23 protein-coding genes are annotated in these 15,672 nt (G+C 61.8%); all 23 read right to left on the bottom strand.

Features of this window, described 5'->3' with window-relative positions; all coding sequences use genetic code 11:
* Nucleotides 1–12: 12 nt before the first annotated feature.
* Nucleotides 13–294, bottom strand: a complete 282-nt coding sequence (locus AC0QUY_RS30175; protein ID WP_475389862.1) for a hypothetical protein — start codon at nucleotides 292–294, stop codon at nucleotides 13–15.
* Nucleotides 291–800, bottom strand: a complete 510-nt coding sequence (locus AC0QUY_RS30180) for a hypothetical protein (RefSeq protein ID WP_475389863.1) — start codon at nucleotides 798–800, stop codon at nucleotides 291–293. Before AC0QUY_RS30180 ends, AC0QUY_RS30175 begins: the two co-directional genes overlap by 4 nt.
* On the bottom strand, nucleotides 797–1,210 hold the full coding sequence (locus AC0QUY_RS30185) for a helix-turn-helix domain-containing protein (protein ID WP_475389864.1): 414 nt from the start codon (nucleotides 1,208–1,210) through the stop codon (nucleotides 797–799). Before AC0QUY_RS30185 ends, AC0QUY_RS30180 begins: the two co-directional genes overlap by 4 nt.
* Nucleotides 1,210–1,566 (bottom strand): hypothetical protein, encoded by a 357-nt coding sequence (locus AC0QUY_RS30190; RefSeq protein WP_475389865.1) that lies wholly within the window; start codon nucleotides 1,564–1,566, stop codon nucleotides 1,210–1,212. The genes AC0QUY_RS30185 and AC0QUY_RS30190 overlap by 1 nt, the downstream gene beginning before the upstream one ends.
* Complete coding sequence (locus AC0QUY_RS30195) at nucleotides 1,559–2,209, bottom strand: hypothetical protein (protein ID WP_475389866.1); 651 nt, start codon at nucleotides 2,207–2,209, stop codon at nucleotides 1,559–1,561. The genes AC0QUY_RS30190 and AC0QUY_RS30195 overlap by 8 nt, the downstream gene beginning before the upstream one ends.
* A 309-nt stretch (nucleotides 2,210–2,518) precedes the next feature.
* On the bottom strand, nucleotides 2,519–2,848 hold the full coding sequence (locus tag AC0QUY_RS30200) for a hypothetical protein (RefSeq protein ID WP_475389867.1): 330 nt from the start codon (nucleotides 2,846–2,848) through the stop codon (nucleotides 2,519–2,521).
* A gap of 3 nt (nucleotides 2,849–2,851) precedes the next feature.
* The gene (locus AC0QUY_RS30205; protein WP_475389868.1) at nucleotides 2,852–3,139 is read right to left on the bottom strand and encodes a hypothetical protein; all 288 of its coding nucleotides are present in this window, start codon (nucleotides 3,137–3,139) and stop codon (nucleotides 2,852–2,854) included.
* Nucleotides 3,132–3,449, bottom strand: coding sequence for a hypothetical protein (locus AC0QUY_RS30210; RefSeq protein ID WP_475389869.1), 318 nt, complete (start codon nucleotides 3,447–3,449; stop codon nucleotides 3,132–3,134). Before AC0QUY_RS30210 ends, AC0QUY_RS30205 begins: the two co-directional genes overlap by 8 nt.
* Nucleotides 3,449–4,735, bottom strand: coding sequence for a hypothetical protein (locus AC0QUY_RS30215; RefSeq protein ID WP_475389871.1), 1,287 nt, complete (start codon nucleotides 4,733–4,735; stop codon nucleotides 3,449–3,451). The genes AC0QUY_RS30210 and AC0QUY_RS30215 overlap by 1 nt, the downstream gene beginning before the upstream one ends.
* The gene (locus tag AC0QUY_RS30220; RefSeq protein WP_475389872.1) at nucleotides 4,732–5,079 is read right to left on the bottom strand and encodes a hypothetical protein; all 348 of its coding nucleotides are present in this window, start codon (nucleotides 5,077–5,079) and stop codon (nucleotides 4,732–4,734) included. The genes AC0QUY_RS30215 and AC0QUY_RS30220 overlap by 4 nt, the downstream gene beginning before the upstream one ends.
* Nucleotides 5,080–5,091: 12 nt before the next feature.
* Nucleotides 5,092–5,664 (bottom strand): DUF4376 domain-containing protein, encoded by a 573-nt coding sequence (locus tag AC0QUY_RS30225; RefSeq protein ID WP_475389873.1) that lies wholly within the window; start codon nucleotides 5,662–5,664, stop codon nucleotides 5,092–5,094.
* Nucleotides 5,657–6,982 carry a hypothetical protein gene (locus AC0QUY_RS30230; RefSeq protein WP_475389875.1) on the bottom strand — a complete coding sequence of 442 codons (1,326 nt, stop codon included), beginning with the start codon at nucleotides 6,980–6,982 and terminating at the stop codon, nucleotides 5,657–5,659. Before AC0QUY_RS30230 ends, AC0QUY_RS30225 begins: the two co-directional genes overlap by 8 nt.
* A 16-nt stretch (nucleotides 6,983–6,998) precedes the next feature.
* Entirely contained in the window at nucleotides 6,999–7,781 is a 783-nt protein-coding gene (locus AC0QUY_RS30235; protein WP_475389876.1) for a YmfQ family protein, read from the bottom strand.
* Nucleotides 7,778–8,911: a baseplate J/gp47 family protein gene (locus AC0QUY_RS30240; protein WP_475389877.1), complete on the bottom strand. Its 1,134-nt coding sequence runs from the start codon at nucleotides 8,909–8,911 to the stop codon at nucleotides 7,778–7,780. Before AC0QUY_RS30240 ends, AC0QUY_RS30235 begins: the two co-directional genes overlap by 4 nt.
* A 4-nt stretch (nucleotides 8,912–8,915) precedes the next feature.
* Nucleotides 8,916–9,434, bottom strand: a complete 519-nt coding sequence (locus AC0QUY_RS30245; protein ID WP_475389879.1) for a phage GP46 family protein — start codon at nucleotides 9,432–9,434, stop codon at nucleotides 8,916–8,918.
* 4 nt (nucleotides 9,435–9,438) lie between these two features.
* Nucleotides 9,439–10,212 (bottom strand): phage baseplate assembly protein domain-containing protein, encoded by a 774-nt coding sequence (locus AC0QUY_RS30250; protein ID WP_475389880.1) that lies wholly within the window; start codon nucleotides 10,210–10,212, stop codon nucleotides 9,439–9,441.
* 11 nt (nucleotides 10,213–10,223) lie between these two features.
* The gene (locus AC0QUY_RS30255; RefSeq protein WP_475389882.1) at nucleotides 10,224–11,291 is read right to left on the bottom strand and encodes a phage baseplate assembly protein; all 1,068 of its coding nucleotides are present in this window, start codon (nucleotides 11,289–11,291) and stop codon (nucleotides 10,224–10,226) included.
* Nucleotides 11,260–11,457 carry a hypothetical protein gene (locus tag AC0QUY_RS30260; RefSeq protein ID WP_475389883.1) on the bottom strand — a complete coding sequence of 66 codons (198 nt, stop codon included), beginning with the start codon at nucleotides 11,455–11,457 and terminating at the stop codon, nucleotides 11,260–11,262. Before AC0QUY_RS30260 ends, AC0QUY_RS30255 begins: the two co-directional genes overlap by 32 nt.
* The gene (locus tag AC0QUY_RS30265; protein WP_475389884.1) at nucleotides 11,454–11,921 is read right to left on the bottom strand and encodes a hypothetical protein; all 468 of its coding nucleotides are present in this window, start codon (nucleotides 11,919–11,921) and stop codon (nucleotides 11,454–11,456) included. The genes AC0QUY_RS30260 and AC0QUY_RS30265 overlap by 4 nt, the downstream gene beginning before the upstream one ends.
* A complete protein-coding gene (locus tag AC0QUY_RS30270; protein WP_475389885.1) occupies nucleotides 11,918–12,586 on the bottom strand; it encodes a hypothetical protein in 669 nt (222 codons plus the stop codon). Before AC0QUY_RS30270 ends, AC0QUY_RS30265 begins: the two co-directional genes overlap by 4 nt.
* Complete coding sequence (locus AC0QUY_RS30275) at nucleotides 12,583–13,134, bottom strand: DNA circularization N-terminal domain-containing protein (protein WP_475389886.1); 552 nt, start codon at nucleotides 13,132–13,134, stop codon at nucleotides 12,583–12,585. The genes AC0QUY_RS30270 and AC0QUY_RS30275 overlap by 4 nt, the downstream gene beginning before the upstream one ends.
* Nucleotides 13,131–15,542, bottom strand: a complete 2,412-nt coding sequence (locus tag AC0QUY_RS30280) for a M15 family metallopeptidase (protein ID WP_475389887.1) — start codon at nucleotides 15,540–15,542, stop codon at nucleotides 13,131–13,133. The genes AC0QUY_RS30275 and AC0QUY_RS30280 overlap by 4 nt, the downstream gene beginning before the upstream one ends.
* Nucleotides 15,542–15,670, bottom strand: a complete 129-nt coding sequence (locus AC0QUY_RS30285) for a hypothetical protein (RefSeq protein ID WP_475389888.1) — start codon at nucleotides 15,668–15,670, stop codon at nucleotides 15,542–15,544. Before AC0QUY_RS30285 ends, AC0QUY_RS30280 begins: the two co-directional genes overlap by 1 nt.
* Nucleotides 15,671–15,672: the final 2 nt, after the last annotated feature.

The following is a 15,672-nucleotide window of genomic DNA, read 5'->3' on the forward strand; positions in this document are numbered from 1 at the left end:
TCGCTCATGCGTTCATTGCATCTGGCTCCCATCCGGCTGCAGCGTCATCAGCTCGCTGCGCTGGCTCAGCTTGATCAGCTTCACCTGCTTGCCGGTCGCCTTGGCGATGTCGCGGGCGATCGGTATCAGCTGCTCCAACCGCTTCTCATCGGCAGCGATCATCGGCCACGAAACGCCTTGGCTGGTGAATGCGCAGACGCCTTCGCCGGTCTCATCTATCGAGATGAAAAGATAGACCTCATCGATGCGCAGCTGCTCGTTCGGCGGGGCGTGGACAATGACGGGCTGCTTCATTGTCTTGTCCCTCGCACTGGCAGCATGCCGACCAAGCGGCCCTCGGATGTCACCGTTGCGCCGCGCGGGATATGCGGCAGGTCGTTGACCATCGTCAGCGGCCCGAGATACGGCTTGCCATTGGCAGGCCTGATGATGTCCCGCGAAGCGATGATCTGGCCGTAGTCGCGATCCTCGCCCTGCAGCTGCACCACCTCGACGCGGTCAGGATGTTCCGCGATGCCCTTGCGGAAAATCTCCTCCTGTTCCTCTGGCTTGATCATCCGGTTCAGCGTCCATGCTTCGCCGATGTAGACGTAGCGGATCACATCCCGCAGATCGAAGAACGAGCGGATCATGGCCGCCGCCATGTCCTTGCCGAGATAGACTGGATGCGCCTCGATGATCGTCTCACCCTTGGCTGTGATCGCGTGCCACATCGGCGCAATCTCGCCCTTCCTGGCGAAGTGCCGCTCGCAAAATGCTGACGCATAGTCGAGCATGTTGCGCAGCTCGCGCTCGCTCACGCCTCGGCCTCGCAGTAGACGCTGCCCAGCCTGCGCGCCAGATCAATCACGCTGCGCCGCAGCTCTGGATGATCCAGCCGGATCATGGCTTCGATGATGTCCGCGCCGTCCTTGGTTGCCATGAAGGTGGCGAACCGTGACACGGTCGGAGGCTTCTTGCTGTCGCCACCGAGATCGCCCATGAAGAACTGCATGTCGGTCTCCAGAACCTTGGCGATCTGCTGCAATCGGCCAGCCCCGACGCGGTTCACGCCTTTCTCGTACTTCTGCACCTGCTGAAAGCTGACGCCCAGCTTGTCGGCCAGATCACTCTGGCTGGCGCGCAATTCCAGCCTGCGTGCGCGTATCCTGTTGCCGATGATGGCATCAAGGCTGGTCACCTTGCGCTTGTTCGATTGTTTCTTGCGCATCATCTCCTCCCGCCGTTCCGCTTCTTGGCGGCCTTCGGCTTGGCATTTTGCTTCACGCGCTTGGCCAGCCAATCCGCGCCAGCCTTGCGCTCGGCCTCGATGTCGATGTCTTTCTTCTTGACGAACTCCTCCTGATAACCGAGCGAGGTGATCACTGCTGCAATGGTCACATGCTGCGGCTTTCGCGTGGTGCCGTTGAACCAGTTATCGAGTGTCGCTGTAGCAACTCCCGAAATTTCGTGGACGATCTTCAGCTTCCTGATCAAGCCTTCGTCCTGAACAAGCGTGCGGACTTTGTCGATGATCGGGTCCTTATCGATGTAATTATAGGTGCGGTACATTCTCATCTCAGCCATGTGCCGCAGCCTCCATCTCGATCTTCTGTCCCTTCGCTGTCAGCGCGTAGCCGCTGCCGTTCTTCTTAATCAATGCATCGCGCTTGGCGCGCTCCAGCACGCCTGAGATGCTCTTGGGTGACATGCCCTTGCTGGTCATGTGCGCACGCAGATCACTGGGCGACACTGGGCCTGCATCCAGAGCAGCCCGCAGCACGATATTGCCCGAGCCGGGAGCTGCACGCCCCGATGGTCCGCGCTTTACTGCAGGAGCTGGCAGTGCAGGCATCGCGACCCCGAGCCGTGCTCTTGCCTTGGCTGTCAGCTGGTGCGTACCTTTCTCAACGCCTGTTTCGGTTAGGCCCTTTTTCTTCAATTGATGTACAGCACCGTAAGCGCGCGTCCGGGTGCCGCCGAGCGCTCTGGCGATTTCGCTGATATGCTTTGGCCCCTGCAGCAGCAGCTTGATGGTGGATTGCTCTACGCTCTCGCCGTTGCGGACTTTGGCTGCAGCTTCCTCTAGCTGCTTCCGTCCAGCTCCTTGGCCGCCATGACCGAGGTCGAGGTGCAGGTCTACTATTCCGGGCATGTCATTCAGTTTGCGCAGCACTGGGCCGAGCGCGATCTCTTCTACTTCAAGTCTGATGGGAAATGTTTTCGGCATCGCATGGTCCCCTTTCGCAGAACAGGAGTCAGATCAGCGATGTGTGGATTCGGGGCAGAGGCGATGGGGCAGCTTGATACGCTGCACGAGTTTACCGTGCCTTGGTCGCACACATCTTTGCCAAGGTGGTTCTCGCGTTGGCCCCAGCGAACGCGAGACGGCCGAGGAGCTGTCAAGATAATTCAGATAGTGGCGGTTGTATAGCAAACGGAGTTCGCCGAAGGGAAGTTCCTGTGCTGCGCCACAAAAAAATAGCCCCGCCGAAGCGGGGCCATCATCTTCTTCGTGCCGACTATGCGCTTTGTGACATCATGCTGCTGCGAACGCCAGCGAGCGCGCTGTCCAGATCGAGGCCAGCGCAAATTCAATATCGTCATCGGGCACGTTGGAGCCCAACGCTGCCGGATCGCTTTCGATCGCCTGCGCAATGGTCGGATTCGATGAGATGACATGTGCGGAGACCAGTTGCGGCTGTTCGTCGCCGCGCATCACGCGCTGCGAATAGGCCAGCCGCGCGCTGTGGTCGGCTGTTCCGGGGTCCTCACTGGCGACAGCCTGCGAGACCGTGAACATCAACATCATGACGCGACCGGCAAAGGTCTCGTCGGAGGCCGTCGCGATCAGATCGAGTGCGGACATGGCTCAGACTCCAAGAATGCTGGCAATGGTCTTTGCGTGCATGCTGTTCAGGTTTGGATTGATGTTCGATTTCGCTTCCTCAGCATTCCACTGATCGACGTAGGACTGATACGGCGAGAAGTCGGTGATGCGCTGATTAGGCGCGCGGTTGCCGGTCTCAGAATCGGATCGATATTCCTCCTCGCCGAAGGTGTCATACCACTGCACAGCATGGATGTTCTGCTCGATCAGCGGTGCGCAATCTACCGTCTGCGGCTTGCCATCGACCAGCACGACGTTGTCGTCAGCCACGATTGTAACGCGCATCAATCTGTCTCCCTGCATTTCGCGCCGCCACTTCGACCGCTTGGGTGACGCCGACGACCAGATCATTGCGCAGCGTCTCGATCGCCGCACCGGCCTGCCGCGACTGCTGCGCATTCTCGATCAACAGCATCGGCAACAATGCTACCGCGCAGCGCCAGTCATCGATCATCTCTTCGCTCTGCGGGTTCTTTCCGATGACGCGGGTCCACCACGGGCATCTGTGGCAGACCTTGGAGGTGTCTTCTTTGTGGAGCGGGCAGATCGCCCCTTCATCGGCGTGCGGAATTTTCACCATCAGTTTTTGCTCGCGAGGATCAGGTCGATGTATTGCATGGCCATGGTGATCGTGTGGTTGTGCACGCTGCTGCCTCCGAAATAGCCTGTAATGGCGTTTATGCCAGCCCCGGTACCTCCCGGCATCGCCGCGCCGCCGCCGCCCGCGATGTTGAACATGAATGAATAAGCGGCAGTGGGACCGCCGTGTGCGTGCTGCGGTATCGACCCCTCTGAAAGCGTGGTGTTCCCAACCACCGTCTGCGCCATCACTGACGAAAACGGATTGGTGCCGCCTGCACCGCCGCCAGCGCCAGAAACCACGCGCAGCACCTTGTCGTTATGTGTGGTCAGCTTCGTCCAGCCGGTCGGTGCTGCTGCTTGATAGAACAGCATCACCGTTCCCGAAGGGAAGTCGCCTGCGATCTGTGCCCATGCCGAGTTTCGGCGGCCATAGAGCACACCATCGGTCGGTGCTTCAGGGACTGGACCAGTCGGGCCTTGCGGTCCCTGTGGGCCGACCAGGGAGGTGCCCGCTGGCCACGCACCAGCAGCCTTCGGGCCATAGATAAAGTTCGTCGATGTGTTGATGTAGAAGTTGCCATTTACACCGACGCCTGCTGTCGGTGCGACGGAGCCATAGAGCACCGTGTTGCCGTCGGCACCGGGTACGCCTTGCACGCCTTGGATGCCCTGCGCACCTTGAATGCCCTGAACACCTTGGATGCCCTGCGGCCCTTGCGGGCCGACCAGCGACGTTCCTGCAGGCCATGCGCCGCCCGCTTTGGGGCCGAACATGAAATTCGTGGTGGTGTTGATGTAGAAATTGCCGTTGACGCCCATCGCCGAGATTGGATCGATGGTGCCGTACAGCACCGTGTTGCCATCTGCACCCGGATTGCCCTGCGGCCCCTGAATGCCTTGGATGCCTTGATCGCCCTTGACGCCCTGGATGCCCTGCGGGCCTTGCGGACCAATCAGCGACACGCCTGCAGGCCAGCTGCCGCCGGCCTTGGGACCGAACAGGAAGTTGGTCGTCTTGTTGATGTAGCTGTCGCCGTTGGTGCCGATCTCAGGCGTCGGGTTGGTGATGCCGTAGTGAATGACGTTGCCATCAACACCCGGATAACCCTGCGGACCTTGCGGACCCGGAGGCCCCGGCGTCGTTGAGGGAGGTCCCATCGGCCCAGGCGGACCCTGCTCTTGCACCTGAATGACTTCGACCTCGAAGTCAGCAATGACGATGACGGGATCAGAGCTGCTGCTGATGTTGACATCAAGCTGATCGGCTACCTCGACGCCGCTCATCGGCTCGCCCCCGCATTGTTGATCAGCGAGCCTGACCAGACGCGATAGCGCTGCTGCGTGCCGATCAGGCGTACCAGCGAATGCTCGTAGTCACCGACCGGCAGATGCACGAGCTGATCCTGCGTGATCCGCACCGTAAACTTGCCGTTTGCAGCGTCGATGATATCCAGCCCGCCGTTCTCGGTGGTCAGCAGCATCTCCTCGGTGACATCTTCGGCGCGCTTGCGGATGCCCATGCGCAGGGTGTTGCCGGTCAGGTCAATCGGCGTGCCGCTGATGGTCTGATAGACGAACTGCCGGTAGAAGTCGGCGTCGTTCTCGACCGTGATGTTGACGATTGCCACGGCTATGCCACCCTAGCTGTACCTTGCAACGATGGCCTCGAACGCCGCGTCGATCTGCGCTCGCGTTGTAATGCTGCCATCGTCAATGCCCGCGAACATGGTCGCGGAAGTCGCGAAGCAATCGGTGACATGCGCCTGCAATTGGTCGCTCATCGAGATGACTTCCTCAGCGGTCAGCGGATGGATGGTGTGATCCGCCGCATGCCATTGCGTCGTGAATGCGCTATCGGCCTGCGCTTTGAGCCGCTGACCATTGATATTTGCCTGCGCACGGTCATCTGTTCTGATCGGCATCGGGCCAGCCGTGATGGTGACAGTGATGCCGCCGGTCTCGGTCTGCCAGCGCTTGTTCAATGTGTAGAAATTCAAATTGACAAACATGCCGTAGGGTTCGAGCACTGCCTGCAGCGCGGCATCGGTTTGGTTGCCTGCATCGTCGCGCGGCCAAGGTGTCGGGATAAGCGCGTACCCAATCCATTCGACATATCCCGGATCATCGGCTTGCACGACCGCTTGCAGTGGGCCGGAATACACCCGCCCATCATCGGCCAGCCAATACCAGCTGTAGGGATTGAAATCAGGCATACTGACCTCCGTTCGATACCGAACCAGCAATCGAGCCGGGATAGTAGTTGACGCCGCCGCCGCCGCTGCTGATGACGCCATTCATCGCAGCGAGATATTTTGTGCCGGTGACGTTGGCGTAGCCGGTGATCGTGCTCCACGTGAAGTTGACCCAACCGAACTGTGATGATGTGATGAAATAGCTAAGACTGACCGCCGCCGAGATGGTGAGGTGGAGCGGGTTAATCGAAGGCGAGGTCTCGACACCAGCGGAGAAGAAACAATTGATGAACCCGCCGCTCGCATAAGCATTGCCAGTCGAACTGCCGGAAATCACGATGTTACCGCCCATCACGCATGATCCGTTGCGCGTGATACCGATCATGTAGCCACTGCATGCACCAAACTCGACATCGCGAAGGTTCATGCGACAGAAAGCGGTAAAGATACCGGAGCAGGGATCGGCGGCATTGGCACCTGTAGAGGTGAACTTGAAGCCACTGACATCGACATTCGCTTGCCCCTGGATAATCAACGCGGATCGGCTGGTGCCAACAATGACCACTGATGATGGTGCTGCCGTATTGCCTCTCCAGACCGTGGTCCCAGCGCCGGTCGGCAGGTACATCGTGGCCCCGGCATAAGTGCCACCAGCGACATTGACGGTGATGCTGAAGCCGTTGAGATTGTATTTGCCGCATTCATCAGCAGCGCGCTGCAGCGTCCTGAACGGCCCGTGGATTCCGTCAGTGAACGCCGCGAGCGTGCCGTCATAGGTATCATTGCCGGTGGTGCCGTTTACATAGAGCACCCTTGGCGCTGTCAGATAGATCGTTCCGCCCGAGACGCCCGCAACACCAGACGACGACCAGACCAGATGGAAGATGGTGCCATCGAAGACGAAGCAGGCAATCGAGTTCTGCTTCAGCTCACCCGCTGTCAATTCGGTATTGTCAGCTGGATGCTTGATCGGCTTTGGCCCCATCGCATTGACGTTGAGCACCGAGGGGCCGGTGTTGGTGTTGCCGATCTTGCAGACGACCGTCATGTACGGGAAGTAAGCGCCCGGTGCAGGTGTCATCGTCACCTGATAGGCATTGGCAGTGCCTGCATCGTCATCCGAAATCAGCAGCATGCTCTGCACGGCTTTGCCGAGCTGGTGCAGATCACCGTTGTCGGGCGTGAACAGATTCACGTCCTTGATCAGGTTGACGATCTCGCGCTGCGGATACTCGATGCTTTCGGCCGGTGGGATGGAGCCAGCGCGCCCGATGGAAGGATCACCGTTGATGTACGGGCCTTCTGGGTCAGAGATGCCGTAGGGCGGATTGTATCTCATGATGCAGCCATCCTTCTTACGGCGTCCCTGCCATCGGGTCGCCGGGTGTGAGGCCCGAGTAGTCCCAGATGATTTCGGTGTGCGCTGGCTTCCAGCGCTTTAGGATGCATTCCAGATCGGTGGCCGTGCCGATGCGCAGATGAGGATCGACGCCGGTCTGGCCGCCGCCGTTGCCGAGCCTGAACCATGTCAGGCTGGTCTTGTGGACATGCACGGTCCAATAGAAGCGGTTGGTGTCAGGGCCGAGCCCGTAGTTCGGATACTCGCTCAGCTCATCCTGCTCGACGCGCTTGCCATCTGGATTGTAGACCGGCAGATAGCCGCGCACGAATGTGCCCGAGAACATCGGGTTGGTGCCGTCGCCATAGACGCGATTGTCACCGCAGCGATCGAGCCCGACCATGAACGGGCGATACTCGGTGATGCTGATGTCGTAACCGATATAGGCGGCGGTATCGATGAAGAACTGGCGCGACTGACCGCCCATCATGGTCATCCGCATCACCAGCTCGCGCTGCCGCTCGCCGATGGTCTGCGGTTCGGAATAGCAGGGATCAGGCAGGCCCCAGTTACGCTCCCAGTCGGCCGGCAGCTCTATCGTGGTGCGCGGATCACTCTCGCGCTCCAGCAGATCGGCCGCGCGGCCATCAACGAAGCCCCAATAGTCGCACAGCCCGTCGCAGGCTTGCCAGAGCACGCTATCGGGCGCGTGGCGCGGCCATGCCTGACCTTGCGGCAGCAGTGACAGGAAGGCATCGCGATATTCGTCACCAGCCCTGCGCACATGCCGGTCGCTCATGTCGCGGTGGTCTCCTCAAAGAGGATGGTGCCGAGCACCGCCATGTGTCCGGGCGAGGCCATGACGTAGTCGGCATCTGTGACCAACTTGAACGACTGCACGCTCGGCGCGTTCATGATCGCGTAGCTGATCCACGCCGCATAGATGGTCTGTCCCGGCGCGGCCATCCGCATCAGCATGTCGCGCAAGCTGGCCTCGATCTCGGCCTGCGATGCATCGGTGTCGGGCTGCAGATTCTCGATGGTGATATCGATGAACTGCTTGATCGGTGCGACCACGTAGCAATCCTTGACCGCCACCGGCCGCATCTTGTCGATGTAGTCGGCGACGGCTGTGATGTCCTCCGGCCTCGGCCAGCCATCATCATCGGCGCGCAGATCATCCATCAGGAAGCGCACCGTGACCGTGCCGACGCCCATCTCGTTCGGCACCGCCCATGCTCGGGTAACGCCCGGCACGGCCAGCGCCCATGCTTCATAGTCGTGCGCTGCGCCGCCCATCGGCGGCTGCTGGATGCGGCGCAGGATACGGGCGCGCAGCTGCTCGTCGGTCTCGTCATCGGTGCCGCCGGTCAGCGCGACCACGATGGCGGTCGTACTGACGCCTGGCACCGGAATCGACATCGACAGCGGCGTGTCCAGCGGCAGATTGCCGAAGCTGCCGGGATCGAGCGCGCGGATCGGGCCTTGCACCAGCGAGACCGAGGAAGTGGTGATGTCCTCCAGCGTCTCGTAGGTCACCACCTCATAGGGCGAGTCCGTGCCGACAGGCATTCCCACGGCGCTCTGCAGCTGCGTCCCGGCAGGGACCACCGTGCCGTCGCTGATGCCTTGGAAGCTGGCGGTGCCGGTCGCCGGCGTGGCCATCTTGCGGCCCGTCGAACCATCGGCATTGACCAGCCAGATATGGCCATGGCGATCGAGCCACTGGGTCTCGGCGGTGTCCGGCAGCAGCTGCAGCGAAAGCCAGTCGATGTATTGCAGCGTCAGATGGCAGAGCGCGCCCTGATTATCGGATAGCACGCGCAGCACGCTGTTCGGCACATTGGCATCAGCACCCGGCAGCGATGCGTTCACGGCATCGCGCACCAGCGAGCGGACATCTCGCAGTGTCGGCGTTGACCAAGGCATTACTCTATGGCCCCATCGCGTCCCAGAGCACCTCGTACCGCAGCTCGATCGGCTGCGCGGGTCCTCGATAAATTCTCAGCAGTGCGTCGATGCGGTTCTTGTCTACGCGCGTGACCCAGACATCGAAGCTGGAGCAGATTCTGCGGTCCACGAACGGCTGCATCGCGGTGCGGATATAGTTCTCGACCATCACCACGGTGGAGCCTTCCTTAGCCGATGCCGAATTGATCTTGGCGCGACGCAGCAGCCACAGCTTTGAGCCGATCGGCCAGCCGTTCCAGATCAGCTCGGCGTCCAGATCGCCCCACCAGCCGCAGCGGTCGTTGCTGTCAGGATCGGGCAGCGGCTCTTCAGGCGAGGCCAGCGCGTTGGTGCCGAGCGCAACGCAGACCGCTGTCGCCAGCGCCTGAGTGTCATCGAGCGTGCCATTGGGCAGCAGCGACCAGTCCAGGGTGACGGAATATTTCGGGAATTGATTGTTCTGGACCAGGCGGATGTCGGGGACGTTGATCTGACCCGGCATCGGCTCACCCGATCTTCGCCCAGACGTTGACCGACAGGCCCGACTCGGTCGCCACCCGCGCGAAGCTGCCTTCACCCTTCCTGCCGCCGAGATAGACATTCTTGTCGTCGGCGACGTGGACGTACACCTTGCCGTCACCGAGCATCAGATGAACATGGTCGCCCGAGACCCGGCTCGCTTCCTTGGTCGCATCGATGAAGCGGTGCGACTTCTGCCCATCCTTGTAGAGCGCCTCCTGTCCGCGCTTCTGCTGGCCGCCCTGCGCCGAGCTGCCGCCGCCGCCTTCAGCCGCGCGGGCCTGCGCACCACCGCCGCCGCCCTGGCTGGAATTGTCCTCGCTGTCGGCCGGCACCAGCTGCATCCGCACGGTCTTGTTCTGCGGCGCAGTCCAGAAGCCGCCGTCCTCGGTCATGTGGAATTGCTGCTTGTCGCCGCGCCCGCGAAACATCGCAGTGTCGCCTTTCTTCAGCTTGTAGAGCCGGTGCCTGCGATCATCCATCGGGCCAGAGACCGGAAAGGACCGGTTGCCGCCCATGAAGCCGATGAAGGTCTCGGCGCTGCCGGATATCTTCCCGTCCGGTCCCTTCTCGGCATCGAACACCACGCTGGTGAAGCCATAGTTTTGCGGGCTCTCGATCTCGGAGCGGGTCTCGTTGGCCATGAAGTTGCCGCCCATCTCCTGCATCAGCTTTTCGTCATCGACCTTGTCGACAACGCTGCGCGATCCGCCTGCGGTGTAGGCGCGGATGGATGAATTGAGCGGCGTGGCTCGGTGCATGGTCTGCTCCTCTAACCGGGATTGAAACTCGACATGGACCTCAGCAGGCCGGGGCTCACCAGATCGAGCGTGGTCAGCGTCCCGCTGTCATTGTCCTGCGTGAATGTGCAGTTCTGAATTGAGAGCGTGTTGTTCAGCATCGCCATCGGCGAATAGACATGAACATCATCGCCCGCCCGCCAGAGGCTGGAGCCATCGCGCAGCCAGCCCTGCACAACGATGGTCGCCTGTATCTTCGTGCCCTCGTGCCAGACGCTCTCGTTCTTGGCGCGGGCCTGTATTTCGGCCTGCGTCTTCACGGGCTGCTCGGCGGCGGTGATCAACTTGCTGATCACTGGCGATGTGCCGCCAACCTTGCCGGTCAGCTCGCTGGAGGCTGTGCCCGCATTGTCGTCGCTGGCCGGGGCCTGCCCATCGACGCGATATTCGGTATAGGTGTGCTCCTCGGTGATGATGCACTGGCAGGACTTGATGTTCTGGCCTTCCACCAGCTGCGCGACCACCGGGGAAGCATGCTCGCCGATCAGCAGGAAGTTGCCCTTGCTGTCCGAGCCCATCACCACGCCGCGCGGCCTCGCGATGCGCTCCAGAAAGTCCCAGATCAGCTCGCCTTTTTCGTTCTGCAGCTTGTCGAAAGGTGTGAGGTCAAGCTGGCCGACGACCTGCAGGCCGACCGGATAGTCCTTCAGTATCTCCTGCGCGACCTGCTGGATGTTCTTCTTGTCGAAGTTGCCGGTTTTGGTATCGACGCTCGATCGCGCTGGCCATGCGGTCGCGCTCTTGCCGATCAGCATCACGCCATGGGCAAAAGCGTCATAGGCGACCTGTCGCGTCTCGATGTAGCCGGTGACCGCGAGCTGCCCCGCCAGCGTCACGGTGCATTTGTCTCCCGGCTTGAACTGCAGCTTTGCGATCAGCGGGAAGATGCCAGCCTGCGTGAAGATCGGATCGCGCTCGGCGGCGGTGAAGCGAAACACGGTCGAGGAATCCGCCCAGCGCTGCTGCACCCAGACCGATTCCCAATCCTCGAAGGTCTTTCCGTTGACATCAAGAACGGCGATTTCTTGCGGCTTCGGCATGCGTCACCATCGGTCTGCCATAGAGCACGCCGTTCTTCTCGCGGTACTCGTAGTCATCCATGGTCGGCCCCGGACATTTGCACTCGGCATAATCGATGCCGCAGACCGGGCAGTTGCCGTCCTCGTCGCAATCAGCGGCGAAAACCACGCGCCGCCATTTGCTCACGGACCAGTCGGCACAGGTTCGCCGACCGGCTGGATCGTGCCAGCGACGGCCTCGCCGCCGACCACTTCGATGTCGCACAGGGTGATCAGCTCGCGCACGCCAGCGCCGAGGTCGGCATCGCAGGTCGCGGTCACCTGCGCCTGGCCGAGGCTTCCTGCAGGAGTAGCGCTGCAGATGGTGCTGTCGGCCGGATCGACCGTCACCGCGATGACGCTCGCGTCCGAAGTGTCCCACGTGACATCGCCATCGATGGTCGCGGCGTTTCCATGCGCATCGACGTAGCTGACCTGCATCTTCACGGAATGGTCTACAGGCAATTTGTACATGACGTGATTCCCTTCTGCGGTGATGGTGAATTGACCGAACGTCAGCGTGATCTGCTTTTGCCCGAGCGGCTCCTCGGCGACTTCCATGATCTTCAGTGGATTGACGAAGACGATCTCGACGCGCTGCTGGTTGATCATGCCGACAGCGCCAAGCCGGTCATCGGGCTGAAGGCCGGGTGCACCACCTTGTTCTCCTGTCGCAGCTCATCGCAGCGCGAGGCGTCGTCATAAAGTTTGTACGCCATCACCAGCGTAGGCAGCGGCTCATGGAAGCGGAAGCTGACCATGCGCGGCAGGGGCCGCGCGGTCGCGACCAGATGGTTCGTCACCGCGCCGTGCAGTGTGATCAGCGCCTGAAAGGTCGCCTGATCCATATTGTCGGCGGCGACCTCCTCGGCATCGCGGAACGGCTGGTAGAGCTGCTGCTTGATCGCATTGACATCCTGTCGGCTGACAAAGGTCATGCCAGCGACGATGCGCGCCTGCGCGGCGAGGCAGAGCCGGATTCCTGCATCCATGATCATCGAGCCGCCCAGCGTGACCGGCTTTTCGGCCTCGATCTGCTCGCGCACGAAGTCGAGCTGCTGCGAGGTCGAGCCCGCCTGCCGCGCCAGATCGAAGCATTGATCGAGCGGCGGCCCCATCGCATCGGCAAGGCACAGCTTGAAGGCGCGGGCGCGGGTATCGCCGATCGCCGTGCGGGCATCCGAGCCAGCGCGGCCCTTCGCTGGCACGGTGCCGAGCAGGTTCTGGAGCATGCGGTCGGCGATCGGTGCCGCTTCCTCGGCGTCGAACCGCTTCATTGGTTGAGACCTGTCGGTGGCGGCAGCGGCTTCTCTGCCAGCATGCGCAGCACCTGACCGCGCAGGGCCTCGCTCGCCTGGGCGATGGCGGTGGCGGTGGCCAAGCCGGGTGCGAACGACTGCGGGTCGAGGCCGTACTCCTGAAACGTCATGTCGATCACGCAGTAGCCGCCGAACCGCTCTTCCTCGGTCATGCGATAGCGCGGACAGACCACCTGCTGCGCGGGCTGCGTCGGCAGCTGCAGCGTGCCGGGGCCTTCCTTTTCCAGTTGCTTGATTAGCTCGTCGCGCGGGCGGCGATAGTCGCGCTGATAGAGCGAATATTCGCTGTCATAGGGAAAGACGATGCAGTAGCCGCGCACCGTGAACTCGCGCGCCGCGCGGCCCATGTCCTCGGCATAGGGCAGTTCTTTTTTGGGAAACTGATGCTCGACAATTCTGCGCCCGCTCTCGCGGCTGTTCAATTCGCAGTGGAAGCGCGCCCCGTTGAACGAGGCTGGCATCAACGCCTTGCGCCATACTGCTGGCAGATCGAAAATGTTGGTCATTGCAGGAACTGCTCCGTCGCATAGCCGCCTGACGGCCCGCGCTTCGCTTCAGACATCTGCGTCTGTCGGCTGATCTCGACCTTCTTGAACAAGCCGCCGCCCTCGGCTCCTACGTTGGTGCCCTTGGGCGCGTTGACATCGACGCTGATCTTGCCGGTGCCTTCGACCTTGGTGGCTGCAGCCTGTGTTCGGTCCAGCTGCTGGCGATCCGCCAGCTGCCTTTGCTTCGATGCCCATGCCTGCGGGGACATCGGCTCGAAATGCATCGGATCACCGAACCTGCCGCCCCATGACAGGCCGTGCTTCCACGCGCGCTCTTCGACATCAGGCGGCATGTCGGTGGTGCGACCGCCCATCGGATTTCTGGCGACGTTGATGTCGAGCGCCGCGCCATAGGCGTGCATCGAAGGGCCGCCGCCGCCGACCTTGCTGCGCATCGCGAAGCCGCCGCCGCCGCGCACATCGACCGGATAGCCCGCGTCGATCATCTCGTCCATGAAACCCTTGTAGCGATCGGCGACCGCTGCATTGACGCGGGCGGTTTGCCCGTTCTTCAGCGTGATGGTCGTCAGGTTCTCGCCTGGGCGGCCAAGGGCACCTGTTGCTGCCCAATTGAACTCGCCAGCTTCGCCCCTGCGCCGCTCATAGGTGCGCGGCACGCCACCTGCGCCAGCTCCAGTGCCGGGACCAGCCGTCTGGCCATTCGGTGGAGCGCCGATGCCCTCGCGCGGACCTACGCCGACGCGAGCTGCACCGTGATACGGACCCCAGCCGGTGCGCCCGACATTCTTTAGCGCGTAGTCGATGGTTGCCTTCTCGTTTGCGGGGTCCAGCGGGCTCAGGCCGGTCTCTTTCTGAAACTCGTTGCCGAGGCCGCCGCCAGTGTAGAGCTGAAACGCACCGCCTGACTTGCCGCGATCACCGAGGAAATCGCGCAGGCCTTCCGACTTCGCAACGCGCACCGCCGTGTCGGGATCGACGCCATACTTCTGTGCCGTCTCGCGGATGTATGGCTCCAGCCCGCGCGGATCATCACCCTTGCCGAGCGTCATCGGTCCCTTGGTGCTCGGTGCGCCGCCGCCACCGCCGCCAGCAGCTGGCGTTGATCCTGCGCCAACTCCAGTGCCTGCGCCGACATCGCTGCCATTGGGCAGAAGCGAGTAGCCGCCACCGCTCCTGAAGCCGCCGCCACGAGCGCCACCGCCGCCGCCCGGATGGAAGGCTGCGGGGATCACACCACCGCCAGCGCCGAACCCGCCGCCGCCCAAGCCGGTCGGCTGGAAGCCGCCGGGGCCGCCTTTGATGGCGTCGTTCAGCTCCTTGATCGTCCGGTTATGATCATCAAGCGACTTCTTCAGCTCATCGAAACTTCTTTCCGGGCCGCGCCACCAGTCGCCGAACCGGCGAAGCCATCCCTGTGCGCCTTGGTCAGGCGGCAGCGGCTCGACCTTGTCGCCCGGTTTAATTTGCACATCGTTCTTCTGCATCCAATCCTGAAAAGCCTTCAGCTTGTCGAGGATCGGATCGACGTACTCCAGCACCGCCTTCAGGTTCTGCAGCATCGGCTGGTTCGATGCCTCGACCATCTCATTCCACTTGCGCGTCATCTGGCCGAGCTGGTTGGACAGGGCCTCGGCGTTTTTCGCGCGCTCATCGGCGATGCGCTGCTCTTCCTTGCCCAGCTCCTGCAGCTTCCCGGCATTCTGCAGTAGCTGGTTGTAACCTTGCTTGGCCCAGAACTCGTTGCGGACAGCTGCCGCGCGCTGTTCATTGCCAGTGCGCCGCAGCGTGTCTTGATAGACATTCTCGCCGCCCTGACGGATGATATTGAGCTGTTCGGCCAGCGTTGTTGCCCGCGCCAGCCTGTCGAGATAGGCCGTCATGTTGCGGCGGGCCTGATCATCTGGCGCATGCGCCATCATGTCGGCGCGCAGTGCGCTACTCCGACGCTGCAGCTCAACGATCTTGCCTTGCACGGCTGCAATGCTGGATGCCGCAGCCTCGCCAGAAATGCCGAAGGCCTCCAGCTGCTCGATCACGTTCTTCATCTGCGAAGGATTGACGCCGATGGCTCGGGCTTGCTGATTCAGCGTCCTGATCTTGTCGGCATAGTCAACGATGATCTTGACCTGTCGCGCGATCTCGTAGCCGAACAGCGACAGCCCAGCGGCACCGATAGCGAGACCCGCGCGCAGCTGGCCGAGGCCTTTGTAGGCTTCGCCGACCTCGTTGCCCATCTCCTTTACTTTGCGCGTCGTCTCCGTGGTCTCGCGCTTGAACTTCTCGATGTGCTGCTGGTTCGCGCCGCTGCCGAGCTGCCTGATCTCCTCGTTCAGTTTTGCCAGCCCAGCCGAAGCGTTGTCGGCCAAACTGACGGTTAAGCGTAGCTCCTCCTGTTCAGTGGGCATCAGTCGTCATCGCCTGTTGCTGCCTGCTGCTCGCGATCACACTGCGCGGTGCGATGCAGATGCAGCGAAACCTCGCTCAGCGGCATCGCCAAAAACACTTCGGGGCTGACGTGATACCAGCGGGCCAAGC

This window comes from Bradyrhizobium sp. WYCCWR15520, assembly GCF_056174665.1.